Raw genomic sequence first — 16,307 nt, 5'->3', positions numbered from 1 at the left:
GCTTCCGTATCGCGGACATTTACGCTCACCGGCATGACCCCTCAGCCAAACCCCGAGGTCGGCGCCGCCGTCAAGGCCGCGGACCGCGCTCATGTGTTCCACTCCTGGTCCGCACAGGAGCTCATCGACCCGCTCGCCGTCGCCGGCGCCGAGGGGTCGTACTTCTGGGACTACGACGGCAACAAGTACCTCGACTTCACCAGCGGGCTCGTCTACACCAACATCGGCTACCAGCACCCGAAGGTCGTCGCCGCGATCCAGGAACAGGCCGCGACCCTGTCCACGTTCGCGCCCGCCTTCGCCGTCGAGGCCCGTTCCGAGGCGGCCCGGCTGATCGCCGAGCGGACGCCCGGCGACCTGGACAAGATCTTCTTCACCAACGCCGGCGCCGACGCCGTCGAGCACGCGGTGCGCATGGCCCGTCTGCACACCGGCCGGTCCAAGGTGCTCGCCGCCTACCGCTCGTACCACGGCGGCACCCAGCAGGCGATCAACCTCACCGGTGACCCGCGCCGCTGGGCCTCCGACAGCGCCTCCGCGGGCGTGGTCCACTTCTGGGCGCCGTACCTGTACCGCTCCCGCTTCTACGCGGAGACGGAGGAGCAGGAGTGCGCGCGGGCGCTGGAGCACCTGGAGACGACGATCGCCTTCGAGGGGCCGGCCACGGTCGCCGCGATCATCCTGGAGACGATCCCCGGCACCGCCGGAATCATGGTCCCGCCGCCCGGCTACCTCGCCGGGGTGCGCGAGATCTGCGACAAGTACGGGATCGTCTTCATCCTGGACGAGGTCATGGCCGGGTTCGGGCGGACCGGTGAGTGGTTCGCGGCCGACCTGTTCGATGTCACGCCCGACCTGATGACCTTCGCCAAGGGCGTGAACAGCGGATACGTGCCGCTCGGCGGGGTCGCCATCTCCGGCGAGATCGCGGAGACCTTCGGCAAGCGGCCCTACCCCGGTGGTCTGACGTACTCCGGGCACCCGCTGGCCTGCGCCGCCGCCGTCGCCACGATCAACGTGATGGAGGAGGAAGGAGTCGTCGAGAACGCCGCCCGGCTCGGTTCCGCGGTCCTGGAGCCCGCGCTGCGGGACCTCGCGGAGCGCCACCCCTCGGTCGGCGAGGTCCGCGGTGTCGGCATGTTCTGGGCGCTCGACCTGGTCAAGGACAAGGAGACCCGCGAGCCGCTGGTGCCGTACAACGCGGCCGGTGAGGCCAACGCCCCGATGCTCGCGTTCGGCGCCGCCGCCAAGAAGCACGGCATCTGGCCGTTCATCAACATGAACCGCACCCATGTCGTGCCGCCGTGCAACATCACCGAGTCCGAGCTGAAGGAAGGCCTCTCGGCACTGGACGCGGCGCTCTCCGTGGCGGACGAACACACCCGGTAGCCGCGGGCCCTGTGACGCATGCTACGCGGGTAAACGCCGAAAACCCGAACGCGTAAGGTGGCGTGCTCGTAGACATACGTGTACGAGCACGCCACCCGACCGCCACCAGGGAGAGGCCGACCATGCCCGGCAGCAGCGGCAACGGCGCCGTGACCCGCAGCACCCTGCGGCAGCAGATCGCCGACGCGCTCCGCGACGAGGTGCTCGCGGGACGTCTCCAGCCGGGTCAGGAGTTCACGGTCAAGGAGATCGCCGAGCAGTACGGGGTCTCCGCGACCCCGGTCCGCGAGGCGCTCGTCGACCTGTCCGCTCAAGGTCTCCTGGAGGCGGACCAGCATCGCGGTTTCCGCGTGCACGAGTACTCCCTGGCCGACTACCAGGGCATCATCGAGGCCCGCAGCCTGGTCATCGACGGCATGTTCCACGCGCTGGACGGCGGCCACCAGGGGTTCGTCCACGACCCCGACAACTCCCGTGTCCTCGCCGCCCTCGCCGGGGTGCGACGGCGGGGCGAGGAGGCGCAACGGGCCGCCCTCGCCGGGGACGTCATCGTGCTGATCGGCTACGACCTGCGGTTCTGGCGCGAGTTGAGCGCCGTGTTCGGCAACCCCTACCTCGCCGACTTCCTGCACCGGCTGCGCGTCCAGTCCTGGGTGTGCGCGGTACAGCACCTGCGCCGCCTCACGGACCTGCGCGGACAGCTGTGGGCCGAGCACACCGAACTGGTCGACGCGCTCGTCCACCGGGACACCACGGCGGCACGGGAGATAGTGGCCGCGTACAACGCGCACTCGCTCGCGGTGGTCGAGCGGCTGGCCGGCGGATGAGCCGCCCTACGTGAGCCGGCGGCGGGTGTGGGTATGGGACCAGGAGCAGAGCGGCTGACCCCGCACAGGGGGAAGCCACGGCGCGCCGGACCGATTACTCTTCCCTGACCGCTTCGCTACACCGTGCTATGCGAGGAGCCTTCTTTGGCCTGTGACCTGTGGCTGGTACCGCTCGTCGACGTGTTGTGCCACACGCCCGACAACCCGTTCGCCGAGGAACTCGCGCAATACAACAAGGTGCTCGCCGAGGCCGGGCTGCCGCCGGTGCCGGTGTACCAGTACATGCCGGGCCTGTCCGGTGAGGTCGCCCCGGTGGCCGGCTTCGACTACGACGCGCTGCACTTCCTGCGCCGCGCGTACCTCCTCCAGATGTGCGGTCTGCCGGTGACGCCGGTGGACGAACTGGGCGGGGACTACGAGCAGTTGCTGGAGATGTTCGAGACGACGGCCCAGCAGTCCCATCTGGTCTGGCACTACGACCACGCCGGCGCCTATGTCCCGGTGGACTTCCCGCACCCGCTGGCCAACGAGGAACTCCTGGCCGGCGGCGGCCCCTTGGGTTCCTCGCAGACGCTGCTGCGGGAGCTGGAGCTGGTGGGCCCCTCGATCGGCATCGACCCGGCCAACCCTCCGGCGGCGCCCCAACCGCCGCTGGGCCCCACGGAACTGGAGGAGCCGGCCGTCCCCGCGCCGTACGATCCCAGCCCCTTCGCCCGTGAGCGGCATGTGTGGCTGGGCCTGCACGCGGCGGCGACCCGGAGCCTGGCACAGGGGTCGATGATCATCTTCAGTTGAGGGTCAGCGCCCCAGCTGGGACAGGCCCTTCTGTACGTCGTCGTAGTTCATCACCGGGGTATAGCTGATCTTCGCGCCCAGGTTCATGAAGAACGGCTCGCTGATCACCGGCATCTGCGAGCTGTCCTGCATGTCGAAGAACAGGTAGGCGGTGCGCTGACCGTTGTCGGTGGTGAAATAGGCCGCCTCGGGCTTGATCTGCTCCAGTGAGCTCTCGATCAGTTTCGGCAGGGTGCCGTTGCCGATGGCCTCGTTCGCCTTCTCCGTGTCCATGGACACCTTGAGCAACACGCGCATGGCAGTCACCTTCTTCCACGGTCAGCCTATGCCCGATATGCCCCGTTGGTAGATACACGTTCGGCCTGCACGAAATGCGTGAAGCAGCCCTGGGGAGCACGGCGGGTGCCTCCTTGCCCGCCGCTCAATCACCCCACCACCCCCACCTCGATCTCCGCCAGCCGCTCCCGCTCCGCGACCACATCGATCCCGGAGATCAGGTCGCCGTCGAAGGTGAAGCGGAGCAGGACACGCAGGCGGCCGTGCTCCAGCATCGCCACGGCCACCCGGCCGTCGGCCAGGACGAGGCCGGCGAGCTGTGCCCGTCCCAGGGAAGCCATGGCCCCCTCCGCCACCGGCCGGGCCCCGGCGACGAGGATCGGCTCGGGCGTCGGTACGACCGCGCGGTCGGCGCGCAGGACCACGTCGGGGTGGAGCAGGGCGAGCAGCGCGTCGAAGTCGCCGCCGCGGGTCGCGGCGAGGTACGCGCCGACCACCCGGCGCTGCCGCGGCAGGTCGGCCGAGGGCGACGGCGCCCCCTTGACGCGGCGGCGGGCACGGCTCGCCAACTGCCGTGTCGCCGCCGGGGTCTTCTCGAGCATCGGGGCGATCTCGTCGAAGGGGACCTGGAACATGTCATGGAGGACGAAGGCCAGCCGTTCCGCCGGGGCGAGGGTGTCCAGGACGACCAGCAGGGCCAGGCCCACCGAGTCGGCGAGCAGCGCCTCCTCCGCGGGGTCGGCCACCCCCACGGCGGCGGCGCGCTCCAGCGGCTCCTCGCGCCGGTGCTCACGCGAGCGCAGCATGTTCAGACACACCCGCGCGACCACCGTCGTCAGCCATGCCGCCGGGTTCTCGACGTCCCCCGTGTCCGCCCGGCTGACCCGCAACCACGCGTCCTGCAAGGCGTCGTCGGCCTCGCCGGTCGACCCGAGCATGCGGTAGGCCACGGCACGCAGCCGCGCCCGGTGCGCCTCGAACTCCTCGGTCATGATCCCCCCGTTCACCCCCGGGACCTTAGAACACGGGCGTACCGCCCTGCGTCAGCTTCCAGTTGGTGACCGCGAAGTCCGCCGGGTCCAGGGCCCCCTTCGCCGTCACGTAGTCGATCATCAGCTGGCGGATCTCGTTCGTCGAGCTGTACGCGATGTCCGCGGCCGCGATGTGCGGATACCCCGAACCGCCGTTGGCCCGGTAGTTGTTGACGGCGACGACGAAGACCTGGTCGTCGGCCACCGCCGTGCCGCCGTAGGTCAGGTTCTTGATCCGCGAGCCCTCGGCGGCCGCGATGTCGATGTCGTACGAGACGCCGGCCGCGGTGTCGTACATGTAGTCCCAGAAGCTGTTGGCGTTGGTGAGGGTCGCGGTGTCGACCTTCGTGCCGGCGGGCACCTGGTGGTAGTACTTCGCCGCGAACTCCAGGTAGTCCCTGAGCTGCGCACCTGTGAGCTTCTTGCCGTACAGGGTGTTGTCGTAGATGTAGAGCCCGGCGATGTCCTTGATGGTCACGCTGCCCGCGGGGATGTCGGCGGTGCGGGAGAAGGGTGCGGCGACCGAGATCAGCGGGAGGGCCGCGTCGGACGCCGACAGGCCGGCCTTCACCGTGTCCATCTGGACCTGGTGGATGAAGTCCATGATGGGGACGTCCTTCCAGCAGGACTCGGCGGCCGAGAGGTCCTCGGTGCAGGTGCCCACGGCGGTGTTGACGTACTTCACCACCAGGTCGTGGTCGGCCTCCAGGAGCTTCCTGATCTCCGGGTCCTCGTCCACGGACTTGGGGTCGAGGGTCTGCGCGGTCTTCTTGGTGACCTTCCAGCGGCCGTGCTCCAGCTCGACCTCGAAGTCGAAGACGCTCAGCCGGTAGCCCCAGCAGTACGGCTCCGACAGCAGCACCTCGTCGCCGGTCTCGGCGTTCTTCACGGTGTACGAGGGCACCTCGACGTGGGTGTGGCCGACCAGGATCGCGTCGATGCCCGGGACCTGCTCGGCGACGAGGTTGGAGGCGTTCTCGACGTAGGGGAGCGCGTCGCCGTAGGACGTCGAGCCGTCGAGGCCCGAGTGGTCGGTCAGGAAGACCACGTCGCAGCCGAGCGCCCGCAGCCGCGGCACGTACTTCTTCGCCTGCTCGACCAGTCCCGGGAAGACCATCTTCCCGCTGACGTTGTCCTTGTCCCACAGCGCGATGCCCGGATTGGTGAGGCCGAGGATGCCGACCTTGATGTCGGGGGCGCCCGGCACACAGATCCGCTTCACGGTGTACGGCGCGAAGGCGGGCTTCAGGGTCTTGGCGTCCAGCGCGTTGGCGCCGAGCAGCGGGAAGCGGCACTGGCTCTCGAACCTGCGCAGGGTCTCGATGCCGTAGTTGAACTCGTGGTTGCCGAGGGCGGCGGCGTCGTAGCGCATGTGGTTCATGGCGACGGCCATCGGGTGCTTGACGCCCTTGCCGGTGATGGGCTGCACGCGCGCGAAGTAGTACGCGAGCGAGGTGCCCTGGATGATGTCGCCGGCATCGACCAGCAGCACCCGCTCCTCGCCCTTGGCCTCGCGCTGCTGCTTGATGAGCGTGGCGACGCGCGCGACGCCGACGGAGTTGCCCTTGGCGTCGCTGTAGGCCGCGTCCTTGTAGTAGTCCCAGTCGAAGACATGGCTGTGCAGGTCTGTGGTGCCGAGGACGGAGAACGACCAGGTCTTGGGCGCCCTGGCGACGGGCTCGCGCTCGGCGGCCTGCGCGGCAGGGGCGGCGACCGCTCCCGCGACGGCCACGGCCGCACCGGTGACGGCCGACTTCTGCACGAACTCACGCCGGTTCATGGGACTGACGGGCATATGGGGCTCCTGGGACTGGAGAGGGGGGAGGGGCACAACTACCCGCGTAGATAGTTGCGCTCCCCCGCTTCCGGGCGGAACCAGGAAAAGGCCATGGGCCGGTCAAGGAAATCCTTGACCGGCCCATGTGCCCGCGTCCTAGATGAACGAGTTGATCTCGATCGTCTCGTCCCGGCCCGGGCCCACGCCGATCGCGGAGATCGGGGCGCCGGACATGTCCTCGAGCGCCTTGACGTATGCCTGGGCGTTCTTCGGGAGGTCGGAGAAGGACTTCGCCTTGGTGATGTCCTCGGACCAGCCGGGGAGGGTCTCGTAGATCGGCTTCGCGTGGTGGAAGTCGGTCTGGGAGTACGGGAGCTCCTCGACGCGCTTGCCGTCGATCTCGTAGGCCACGCAGACCGGGATCTGCTCCCAGCCGGTGAGGACGTCGAGCTTGGTGAGGAAGAAGTCGGTCAGGCCGTTCACGCGGGTCGCGTAGCGGGCGATGACCGCGTCGAACCAGCCGCAGCGACGGTCACGGCCGGTCGTCACGCCCCGCTCGCCGCCGATGCGGCGCAGCGCCTCGCCGTCCTCGTCGAAGAGCTCCGTCGGGAACGGGCCCGAGCCGACACGGGTGGTGTACGCCTTCAGGATGCCGATGACCCGGCTGATCTTCGTGGGGCCGACGCCGGCGCCGGTGCAGGCACCGCCCGCGGTCGGGTTCGACGACGTCACGAAGGGGTACGTGCCGTGGTCGATGTCAAGGAGAGTGCCCTGGCCGCCCTCGAAGAGCACGACCTTGTCGTCCTCCAGGGCCTGGTTGAGGATCAGGACCGTGTCGGCGACGTACGGCTTCAGCCGGTCCGCGTAGGACAGCAGCTCCTCGACGACCTGGCCGACCTCGATGGCGCGGCGGTTGAAGACCTTGGTGAGGAGCTGGTTCTTGCCGTCGAGGGCCGCCTCCACCTTCTGTGTGAGGATCGACTCGTCGTACAGGTCCTGGATCCGGATGCCGACGCGGTTGATCTTGTCCGCGTAGGTGGGCCCGATGCCCCGTCCGGTGGTGCCGATCTTCCGCTTCCCGAGGAAGCGTTCCGTCACCTTGTCCACGGTCACGTTGTAAGGCGTGATGACGTGAGCGTTACCGCTGATCAGGAGCTTGGACGTGTCGACGCCGCGCTCGTTCAGCCCGTTCAGCTCGGAGAACAGGACCGACGGGTCGATGACGACACCGTTGCCGATGACCGGAGTGCACTCCGGGGTGAGGATTCCGGAAGGGAGCAGGTGAAGGGCGTACTTCTGATCGCCCACGACTACCGTGTGGCCGGCGTTGTTGCCGCCCTGGTAGCGCACCACATAGTCAACGGATCCGCCGAGCAGGTCCGTCGCCTTTCCCTTGCCTTCGTCACCCCACTGAGCACCGAGCAGCACAAGTGCGGGCACGCGCGTACACCCCTTCCGGGCGGGGCATGTCCAAGGTCAGGGGCGTACGCGACACGGCCTTGTGCCTCGTACCCTGGCGACCTGCTTCGGCCACCGACGGCCGTGGTCGGCCGTGAACCCGTCGGACCCGGATGCCCCGGAATAGACGAAGCCCCTGGCGCAATAGCGCAAGGGGCTCTTGCACAAAGATGCTACCCGAGGAAGCGAGGCATGACCGAGGTGGCGACTTCAGCGTCTTCAGATCAGCTGTTGGTGGTCATCGATCCGGTTGCCCACAGGATGGACGGGGAGTCCGTCCGTATCGCGAAAGACGTGCTCAGCGCGGGTGCGCCGGGGGCGAAGGTGTGTCTGCCGGCGGACGCCGAGGAGTTCGCCCGGGTGCTGGCCCGGCGCGGTTCGCGGCGGCCGGTGGTCGTCGGCGACGACCGGGCGCTGCTGCGGGCGGTGTCCCTGCTGCACCGGCAGCGGGAGCTGGCCGGATGTGTGCTGTCGGTCGTGCCGGTGGGCGGTGTGCTCACCGTCGCGCGGTCCCTGGGCGTGCCCACGGGCGCGGTGGCGGCGGCGCGGGCGGTCCTGGACGGGGCGGCGCGGCGGCTCGATCTGCTGGTCGACGACAGCGACGGGGTGGTCCTGGGCGCGCTGCGGATCCCGCCGCTCGCTCCGCGGGGGGATCCGGAGGACGCCGGCCGGCCGTGGCTGCGGACCTGTCAGTCGCTGGTCCGGACCCTGGTGCCCGCCCGTCCGCTCCGGCCCGCCCAGCCGTCCCCCGTGGCCGGCCCCACCCGGCTGCGGGTCGAGGTGGACGGGGAGATCCTCGTCGACCTGGACCAGCCCGTGGAGGCGGTCTCCGTGACCCCGGGGGGTTCCGGGGCGGCGGCGGTGGAGGTGCGGCCGGTGTCGGTGGGCGCGGAGGCGTCGCCCCTGCTGGCCCGTGGGCGGCGGGTGACGGTGTCGGGGGCGGACTTCCGCTACCGGGCGGACTCGGGCGTGTGGGGGCCGGTACGAAGGCGGACGTGGACGGTGTGGGAGGGGGCCCTGGGACTGACCCTTCCCGGGGACTGGCCGGGGCTGAACGGCGACTGACGGGGGAGCCCCAGCCGGGGCTGGGTCCGGGGCCGGTCACGGGTGGGTCAGGCGGTTACTGTGCCCGTCCGTGAGCACGGCCGGGAGGGGCAGTCATGCGGACGGCTGCGGGAACGGGCGGGTCCGCTTTGACGCCGGATGCCGCGCCAGGCGGACGGCTTACTTCTCCGGTGCCTGGAAGCCGGTGGTGTCGAGGGTGCAGTCGAACGGTGCCGGGAGAGGGAGCTCTTCCCCGAACGGCCTCGTGCAGCGTGACTCGTATCCCTTGGCGGAGGGGGTCGAGAACACGGTGGCCTGCTCCTCCTGCATATCGAGGAGGAGATAGATCGGCACGCCTGCCCTCCCGTAGACAACGACCTTGTCGGTCAGGTCGTCGTCCCGCGTGGACGAGGATGTGAGTTCGGCGACGAAGGAAAGGGCCTCGCCGTCCAGGTGATTACTCGTCGTCTCGAACGTCTGCTCGTGCGCGGCATGAATGTCAGGCCCGTAAGCTCGCTCATCGCCTGGGAAGACGTACAGGAAAGGGCCACCACTGATGTCGTGCCCTTGTGGGAGATGCGGCCTCAGCCGGTCACAGATCAGCCCCATGACACGGTGGTAGTACCCCTTCGACCACGGCGACAAGACGATGCTCCCCCGGATGATTTCGGCCCTGTAGCCGTCAGGCAGAACCAGCTCGTCGAGGTCGGCCAGCAACGCCTCGAAGCTGCGGGGCTCGGTGCCGCTTATCGTCGGTCGCTCAGTCATCAGTGTCATGATGCGCCCTCCCCTCGCCGCGAACCACTCGCAACTCAGAGTAGCCGTCCGCTCACGTCTCCGTGATCGGATTCGTCCTTCAACCCCACCCCCGTAACCCCAAGCTCCCGCCCCCGCCCCATCAACCCCGCCAACTTCACCGCCGCCCCCTCGTACGACAGCCCGGACGGCGGGCGGATGTTGGACAGGCAGTTCCGGTCGGCGTCCGTGGTCACGCCCGGCACCGGCCGGTAGGTCAGATACGCCCCCAGCGAGTCCGCCGCCGACATCCCGGGCCGCTCCCCCACCAGCACGACCACCATCTCCGCACCCATCGCCGCCCCGACGTCGTCCCCGAGGGCGACCCGGGCCTGTTCGGCCAGCACGACCGGGGCGATCCGCCACCCGGCCAGGAGCGCCGCCGTCTCCCGCACCACCGCCGCCGCGTGCTCGTGCACCGCCCGGCTGGACAGTCCGTCCGCGACGACGAACGCCACGTCCCACTCCCCCGTCGGCAGATGCGCCCGGTCGGTGGGATCGAGGCGGCGGCCCAGGTCGGGTCGCTGGAGGTACGTCAGCCGGTCTCCGGCCGCACTGCGCACCCGCACCGTCGCCATCCCCGCCAGCCCGGCCGCGACCGTGTCCGGCTCGAACGGCGAGTGCACCGCGTCCCGGGCGGCGGCGTGCGCGGTCTGGAGTTCCAGGCGGTGCCGGGTGGGCAGCGCGGAGCCGGAGCGGCCGAGGCCGATCCGGGCCTGGGTGTGGCGGCGCAGCGAGATCCACAACTCGTCGTTGTCCAGGGTCACTTCACTCATGCCGCGAGCTCCTTCCCGATGGCCGTCAGTGCGTGGGAGCCGACCTCGCGGATGCCGCCGCGTTCGTCCAGCAGCCCCATCGACTCCAGCCATGCCTCGAACTCCGGTGCCGGGCGCAGCCCCAGCACCTCCCGCAGGTACAACGCGTCGTGGTACGAGGCCGATTGGTAGTTCAGCATGATGTCGTCGCCGCCCGGCGTGCAGATCACGAAGGAGGCACCGGCGACGCCGAGCATGGTCAGCATGGTCGCCACGTCGTCGTCATCGGCGTCCGCGTGGTTGGTGTAGCAGATGTCCAGGCCCATCGGCAGACCGAGCAGCTTGCCGCAGAAGTGGTCCTCCAGGGCGGCGCGCAGGATCTGGCGGCCGTCGTACAGGTACTCCGGGCCGATGAAGCCGACGACCGTGTTGACCAGCAACGGGTCATAGCGCCGGGCCACCGCGTACGCCCTCGCCTCGACCGTCTGCTGGTCCACGCCGTGGTGGGCGTCGGCGGAGAGCGCGGCGCCCTGGCCGGTCTCGAAGTACATGACGTTCCGGCCGACCGTGCCCCGCTCCAGCTTGAGGGCGGCCTCGTACGCCTCGTCGAGCAGGCCCAGGGTCACGCCGAAGGACGCGTTCGCCGCCTGCGTCCCCGCGATCGACTGGAAGACCAGGTCCACCGGGGCGCCGCGCTCCATCAGGTCCACGCTCGTGGTGACGTGGCACAGCACGCAGGACTGGGTCGGGATGGCGTACCGCCGGATCACCCCGTCCAGCAGCTCCAGCAGCTCGCGCACCGCCTTCGGGCTGTCCGTGGCCGGGTTGATGCCGATGACGGCGTCTCCCGATCCCAGCAGCAGTCCGTCCAGCAGGGCCGCCGCCACGCCCGCCGGGTCGTCGGTCGGGTGGTTGGGCTGAAGGCGGGTCGCGAGCCGCCCGGGCAGCCCGATCGTGGACCGGAACCCCGTCACGACGCGCACCTTCCGCGCCACCGCGACCAGATCGGCGTTCCCCATGAGCTTGGAGACGGCCGCCACCATCTCGGGTGTGAGCCCGGGGGCCACGGCCGTGAGCGCGGGGGAGTCGGCCGTCAGCAGCCACTCCCTGAACTCGCCGACCGTCAGCCCGGCCACCGGCGCGAAGGCCGCCGTGTCGTGCGTGTCCAGGATCAGCCGGGTCACGTCGTCGCTCTCGTACGGGATCAGCGGCTCGGTCAGGAACGTCGTGAGCGGCACCTCGGCCAACGCCCAGCGTGCCGCGACCCGTTGCCGTGCGCTGGTCGCCGCGAGCCCGGCGAGATGGTCGCCGGAACGCTCCGGGCTCGCGGCGGCGAGGAGGCGGGCGAGGGAGTCGAAGCGGTGGCGTTCGCCGCCGAGGGTGGACGTGTAGCTCATGCCGGGGACCGTACGAGCCGCATATTGCCGACAGATTTCTAAAGGTCTGGTTGACAAACATTTAACGCCCCGAGACCCTTGGCCGACTCATTTCGCCTACAGAGTTCCGGTCGAGCACACCAGCACAACGGCAGGAGAGGGGCCATCTCGATGGCAGTGGACGAGGGAGTCGCCCCGGCGGCACAGACAGACGAGGGCGGCACCGTCCACCGGTTGAAGCCCAACGCCATCGGCCTGCTCGGCGTGGTCTTCATGGCCGTGGCGACCGCAGCGCCGATCACCGCGATGACCGGCAACGTGCCCTTCATGGTGTCGGCGGGCAACGGCATCGGCGCCCCGGCGAGCTACCTCGTCGCAATGGTCGTCCTGGCAATCTTTGCCGTCGGCTTCACGTCGATGGCCAAGCACATCACCTCCACCGGAGCCTTCTACGGCTTCATCTCCTACGGCCTCGGCCGCACGATCGGCCTCGCCTCGGGACTCCTCGCGACCTTCGCGTACGTCGTCTTCGAGCCGGCCCTGATCGGCATCTTCTCGACCTTCGCGACGGAGACGCTGAAGGACCAGACGGGGGTCTCCGTCCCCTGGTGGGCGTTCGCGGCACTGATGCTCGCGGTCAACGCGACCGGCACCTGGTTCGGTGTCTCGGTCGCCGAGAAGCTGCTCGTCGTCCTCCTCGCGACCGAGGTGACGATCCTCGCGGCCATGGCGATCTCGGTCGCGCTGCACGGCGGCGGCCCGGACGGCTTCAGCCTCGACCCGGTCAACCCCGTCAACGCCTTCCACGGCACCAGCGCCGGGCTCGGACTGTTCTTCGCCTTCTGGTCGTGGGTCGGCTTCGAGTCGACGGCGATGTACGGCGAGGAGTCCCGCAACCCGAAGAAGATCATCCCCAAGGCGACGATGATCTCGGTCCTCGGCGTCGGCGTCTTCTACGTCTTCGTCTCCTGGATGGCGATCACCGGCACCGGCGAGGCGAACGCCGTGAAGGTCGCCACCGAGAACCCCCTCGGCCTCTTCTTCGGCCCCACCGAGCAGTACGTGGGCCACTGGGCGGTCGACGTCATGCAGTGGCTGATGATCACCGGCTCGCTCGCCTGCGGCATGGCCTTCCACAACTGCGCCGCCCGCTACATGTACGCGCTGGGCCGCGAGGGCGTCCTGCCCTCCCTGAAGAACACCCTCGGCCGCACCCACGACCGGCACGGCTCCCCGCACATCGCGGGCCTGGTCCAGACCGTGGTGACCGCCCTGCTGCTGATCGCGTTCTGGGCGGCGGGCAAGGACCCGTACACCGGTACGTACGTCCTGCTCGCCATCCTCGGCACCATGGCGATCCTCGTCGTGCAGGCCGTCTGCTCCTTCGCGGTGCTGGCCTACTTCCGCAAGCACCACCCCGAGAGCCGGCACTGGTTCCGCACCTTCACCGCCCCTCTCCTCGGCGGCGTCGCGATGCTCGCGGTGGTCGCGCTGCTGGTGTCCAACATGGGCGCGGCGGCGGGCACCGAGTCCGGCTCGCTGGTCCTGAAGGCGACACCGTGGCTGGTGGCGCTGGTCGCGGCGAGCGGGATCGGCTACGCGCAGTATCTGAAGCGACGGTCACCGGAGCGGTATCTGCTGCTGGGCCGGACGGTGCTGGAGGAGACCAAGGAGCGGTAACTACCCTTCGCCGAACATCTCTTGGCGGTGCGCCCGCCACCGCTCCATCATGGCCGCGACCTCGCCGTCGAGAAATTCGAAGAAGGCGAGCGTCTCGGCCATGCGGCGTCCGGCCGGTGTCTCGGCGCCGAGGCTGGCGACGCCGTCCCGCAGGGCCGCTTCCCAGCGCTTGAGGACGGCCTCGCGATTGGTCAGCGCCTCGTACCACTGGTCGCCCTGCACCCGGTAACGCTCCCGGCGCGAGCCGGGCTCCCGCTCGCGCGCGACCATGTGCGTCTGGGCCAGGTAGCGCACCGCCCCGGAGACCCCCGCGGGGCTGATCCGGAGCTGTTCGCCCAGCTCGGCGGAGGTCATGACGCCCTCGTCGGAGGAGAGGAGCGCGGCGAAGACCCGCGCCGCCATGCGCTGCATCCCGGCCTCGACGAGCTGCGCCGCGAAGGACTCGACGAACTTCGAGACGGCCTCGGCGTCCCGCCCACCAGCTGCTTCCGTCATGGACCCATCCTATCGGGGCTTCACAGGCTTCCTTAACTTCACAAATTTCTGAAGGAAGCGTACGTTCGGATCCATGACGAAGGCCATCAGCGTCTCGGGGCTTCACAAGTCCTTCGGCAAGACGCACGCACTGGACGGACTCGACCTGGACGTCGAGACCGGCGAGGTCCACGGCTTCCTCGGCCCCAACGGCTCCGGCAAGTCGACCACCATCCGCGTCCTGCTCGGCCTGCTGCGCGCCGACTCCGGCGCCGCGCAGGTGCTCGGCCGGGACCCATGGGCGGACGCGGTCGAGGTGCACCGCCGGATCGCGTACGTCCCCGGCGACGTCACCCTGTGGCGCAACCTGTCCGGCGGCGAGGTCATCGACCTCTACGGCCGGCTGCGCGGCGGCCTCGACACCGGGCGCCGCGCCGAGCTGCTCGAACGCTTCGAGCTGGACCCCACCAAAAAGGGCCGCACCTACTCGAAGGGCAACCGCCAGAAGGTCGCCCTCGTCGCCGCGTTCGCCTCGGACGTGGACCTGCTGATCCTGGACGAGCCGACGTCGGGCCTCGACCCGCTGATGGAGGAGGTCTTCCAGCGGTGCGTGGCGGAGGAGCGGGACCGGGGACGGACCGTCCTGCTCTCGTCCCACATCCTGAGCGAGGTCGAGGAGTTGTGCGACCGGGTCAGCATCATCCGGCGCGGACGCACCGTGGAGTCGGGCTCCCTGACCGAGCTGCGCCACCTCACCCGCACCAGCGTGACGGCCGAACTCGCGGGCCCACCCAACGGATTGGCGCAGCTCCCCGGCGTGCACGATCTCGACCTCCAGGCAAGGGATGGGGGCCAGGGCCATCGCGTCCGGTTCCAGGTCGACACCGACCGACTCGACGCCGTACTGCGCTCGTTGAGCGAGACCGGCGTACGGTCCCTGACCTCGACCCCGCCCACGCTGGAGGAGCTGTTCCTGCGCCACTACCAGGAGGAAGAGGCGACGGCCCGATGAGCACCCTCGCGGGCACGGGCGTACTGCTGCGCTTCTCCCTGCGCCGCGACCGGGTGATGGTCCCGGCCTGGGTCGCGGTGAACGCGCTGATGGTGCTCTCCATGCCGGGCAGCCTGAAGAGCCTGTACGGCACCCCGGCGGAACGCACCGACCTCGTCCACCAGGTGGCGACCAACGCCTCCTTCCGGGCGCTGATCGGACCGGTCTTCGACACCTCCCTGGGCGCCCTGACGGCCTGGCGCGTCGGCGTCTACGCGGGGCTGCTCGCGGCGGTGACGAGCCTGCTGGTCGTCGTACGGCACACCCGGGACGAGGAGGAGAGCGGCCGCCAGGAGCTGGTGGCGTCCGGGGTGGTGGGCCGCCGGGCGTCCCTGACGGCGGCGCTGCTGGCGGCGGGCGTCGCGAACGGCGTGCTGGCCCTGCTGGTGACGGCGGGCCTGGCCGGACAGGGTGTCACCGGGGCCTTGGCCCTCGGTCTCGGGATCGCCTGTGTCGGCATGGTCTTCGCCACGACGGCCGCGATCGTCGCGCAGCTGACGGAGAGCGCACGGCTGGCACGGGGGCTGACGGCCGGGGTGCTGGGCGCGGCCTTCGTCCTGCGGGCGGCGGGCGACTCGGCGACGGACGACGGCAGTTCGGCACTGACCTGGCTCTCCCCGCTGGGCTGGCTGGAGAACCTGCGCCCGTACGCCGGTGAACGCTGGTGGGTGCTGGCGCTGTTCGCCGCGGCGGTGGCCGTGCAGGGGACGGTGGCCTACGGGTTGGCGGGCCGCCGGGACGTGGGCATGAGCTTCCTGCCGACCCGCCCGGGACCGGCTGCGGGCCGACTGGGCAGTGCGGGCGCGCTGGCCTGGCGGTTGCAGCGGGGCAGCGTGTACGGCTGGAGCCTCGCCTTCTTCGTCGTCGGCGTCGTCTACGGCGGCCTGACGGACGGCGTGGCCGACCTGGTCGGCGACAACGCCGGCGCCCGCGAGATCTTCGAGCGGATGGGCGGCCAGAGCGGTCTGACGGACGCGTTCCTGGGATCGATGGTCGGCATGATGGGCCTGATCGCGGCCCTGTACGTGGTCGGTTCGGTGCTGCGGCTGCACGGCGAGGAGACCTCGGGCCGCGCGGAGCCGGTGCTGGCGAACGCGGTGGGCCGGATGCGGTGGGCCGCCGGCCACCTGACCGTGGCGTTCGGCGGAGCGGTGCTGATCATGCTGCTCACCGGTCTGGGCTTCGCCGTGGGCTACGGCAGACAGGTCGGGCCCATCCTCGGGGCGTGCCTGGTCCAGGTGGCCGCGGTGTGGGTGATCGGCGGGCTGGCGGTCGCGCTGTACGGGCTGCTGCCGCGCCTGGCACCGGCGGCCTGGGGCGTCGCGGGCGCGGTCCTGCTCATCGGCTGGGTCGGACCGGCGCTGGACGCTCCGCAGGCGGTGTTGGACGTGTCGCCGTTCGGGCATCTGCCGAAGTTGCCGGGCGGGGAGATGAGCTGGGGGCCGGTACTGGTGCTGGTCGGGCTGGCGGTGGTGCTGGTGGCCGCCGGGCTGGCGGGGCTGCGCAGGCGGGACATGACGACGTGACGGAACGGGCCGGCCGGGGCCTCGCGCTCCTCCTGTGAGAACCGCGGGAGGAG

Annotated in this window: 15 protein-coding genes; 7 read left to right on the top strand and 8 right to left on the bottom strand. The window is 70.1% G+C overall.

All coding sequences use genetic code 11. The annotated features are described in order from the left end of the window. Window positions 1-33: 33 nt before the first annotated feature. The 3 genes from OG381_RS25560 (at window position 34) to OG381_RS25550 (ending at window position 3,011) form a co-directional block, all read left to right on the top strand. The gene (locus OG381_RS25560) at window positions 34-1,389 is read left to right on the top strand and encodes an aspartate aminotransferase family protein (RefSeq protein WP_327718399.1); all 1,356 of its coding nucleotides are present in this window, start codon (window positions 34-36) and stop codon (window positions 1,387-1,389) included. A 122-nt stretch (window positions 1,390-1,511) separates the two neighbouring features. Beyond that, window positions 1,512-2,216, top strand: coding sequence for a GntR family transcriptional regulator (locus OG381_RS25555; RefSeq protein WP_327718398.1), 705 nt, complete (start codon window positions 1,512-1,514; stop codon window positions 2,214-2,216). Window positions 2,217-2,360: 144 nt separating this feature from the next. Beyond that, complete coding sequence (locus tag OG381_RS25550; RefSeq protein ID WP_327718397.1) at window positions 2,361-3,011, top strand: hypothetical protein; 651 nt, start codon at window positions 2,361-2,363, stop codon at window positions 3,009-3,011. A 3-nt stretch (window positions 3,012-3,014) separates the two neighbouring features. Here OG381_RS25550 and OG381_RS25545 read toward each other — a convergent pair whose 3' ends face one another. From OG381_RS25545 to OG381_RS25530, 4 genes are all read right to left on the bottom strand, one after another. Then, window positions 3,015-3,308 carry a hypothetical protein gene (locus OG381_RS25545; protein ID WP_327718396.1) on the bottom strand — a complete coding sequence of 98 codons (294 nt, stop codon included), beginning with the start codon at window positions 3,306-3,308 and terminating at the stop codon, window positions 3,015-3,017. Window positions 3,309-3,436: 128 nt separating this feature from the next. Next, window positions 3,437-4,279, bottom strand: coding sequence for a sigma-70 family RNA polymerase sigma factor (locus OG381_RS25540; RefSeq protein WP_327722554.1), 843 nt, complete (start codon window positions 4,277-4,279; stop codon window positions 3,437-3,439). Window positions 4,280-4,304: 25 nt separating this feature from the next. Then, the gene (locus OG381_RS25535; protein WP_327718395.1) at window positions 4,305-6,113 is read right to left on the bottom strand and encodes a bifunctional metallophosphatase/5'-nucleotidase; all 1,809 of its coding nucleotides are present in this window, start codon (window positions 6,111-6,113) and stop codon (window positions 4,305-4,307) included. Between the two features lie 138 nt (window positions 6,114-6,251). Next, a complete protein-coding gene (locus OG381_RS25530) occupies window positions 6,252-7,535 on the bottom strand; it encodes an adenylosuccinate synthase (RefSeq protein WP_327718394.1) in 1,284 nt (427 codons plus the stop codon). A 210-nt stretch (window positions 7,536-7,745) separates the two neighbouring features. Here OG381_RS25530 and OG381_RS25525 point away from each other — a divergent pair, with 210 nt between their 5' ends. Then, window positions 7,746-8,618 carry a diacylglycerol kinase gene (locus OG381_RS25525; RefSeq protein ID WP_327718393.1) on the top strand — a complete coding sequence of 291 codons (873 nt, stop codon included), beginning with the start codon at window positions 7,746-7,748 and terminating at the stop codon, window positions 8,616-8,618. Window positions 8,619-8,777: 159 nt separating this feature from the next. Here the strand turns inward: OG381_RS25525 and OG381_RS25520 are convergent, their stop codons facing one another. From OG381_RS25520 to OG381_RS25510, 3 genes are read right to left on the bottom strand one after another with little or no spacing between them, the layout of a single operon-like run. Beyond that, on the bottom strand, window positions 8,778-9,374 hold the full coding sequence (locus OG381_RS25520) for a Uma2 family endonuclease (protein WP_327718392.1): 597 nt from the start codon (window positions 9,372-9,374) through the stop codon (window positions 8,778-8,780). 35 nt (window positions 9,375-9,409) lie between these two features. Beyond that, entirely contained in the window at window positions 9,410-10,168 is a 759-nt protein-coding gene (gene eutC, locus OG381_RS25515) for an ethanolamine ammonia-lyase subunit EutC (protein ID WP_327718391.1), read from the bottom strand. Continuing rightward, the gene (locus OG381_RS25510) at window positions 10,165-11,544 is read right to left on the bottom strand and encodes an ethanolamine ammonia-lyase subunit EutB (protein WP_327718390.1); all 1,380 of its coding nucleotides are present in this window, start codon (window positions 11,542-11,544) and stop codon (window positions 10,165-10,167) included. The genes eutC and OG381_RS25510 overlap by 4 nt, the downstream gene beginning before the upstream one ends. Before the next feature lie 150 nt (window positions 11,545-11,694). Between OG381_RS25510 and OG381_RS25505 the strand changes: the two genes are divergently transcribed. Continuing rightward, window positions 11,695-13,203: an APC family permease gene (locus OG381_RS25505; RefSeq protein ID WP_327718389.1), complete on the top strand. Its 1,509-nt coding sequence runs from the start codon at window positions 11,695-11,697 to the stop codon at window positions 13,201-13,203. Here the strand turns inward: OG381_RS25505 and OG381_RS25500 are convergent, their stop codons facing one another. Further along, window positions 13,204-13,698, bottom strand: coding sequence for a GbsR/MarR family transcriptional regulator (locus tag OG381_RS25500; protein ID WP_327718388.1), 495 nt, complete (start codon window positions 13,696-13,698; stop codon window positions 13,204-13,206). It abuts the gene before it with no gap. 73 nt (window positions 13,699-13,771) lie between these two features. On the opposite strand from OG381_RS25500, the gene OG381_RS25495 reads away from it, so the two are divergent. Both OG381_RS25495 and OG381_RS25490 read left to right on the top strand, forming a co-directional pair. Further along, window positions 13,772-14,689: an ABC transporter ATP-binding protein gene (locus OG381_RS25495; RefSeq protein WP_327718387.1), complete on the top strand. Its 918-nt coding sequence runs from the start codon at window positions 13,772-13,774 to the stop codon at window positions 14,687-14,689. Then, on the top strand, window positions 14,686-16,254 hold the full coding sequence (locus OG381_RS25490; protein ID WP_327718386.1) for an ABC transporter permease: 1,569 nt from the start codon (window positions 14,686-14,688) through the stop codon (window positions 16,252-16,254). Before OG381_RS25495 ends, OG381_RS25490 begins: the two co-directional genes overlap by 4 nt. Window positions 16,255-16,307 lie beyond the last annotated feature (53 nt).

This window comes from Streptomyces sp. NBC_00490, assembly GCF_036013645.1.
Lineage (GTDB): Bacteria > Actinomycetota > Actinomycetes > Streptomycetales > Streptomycetaceae > Streptomyces > Streptomyces canus_F.
The sequence above is the reverse complement of the archived record's forward strand: the minus strand, read 5'-3'. Positions and strand labels throughout refer to the sequence as shown.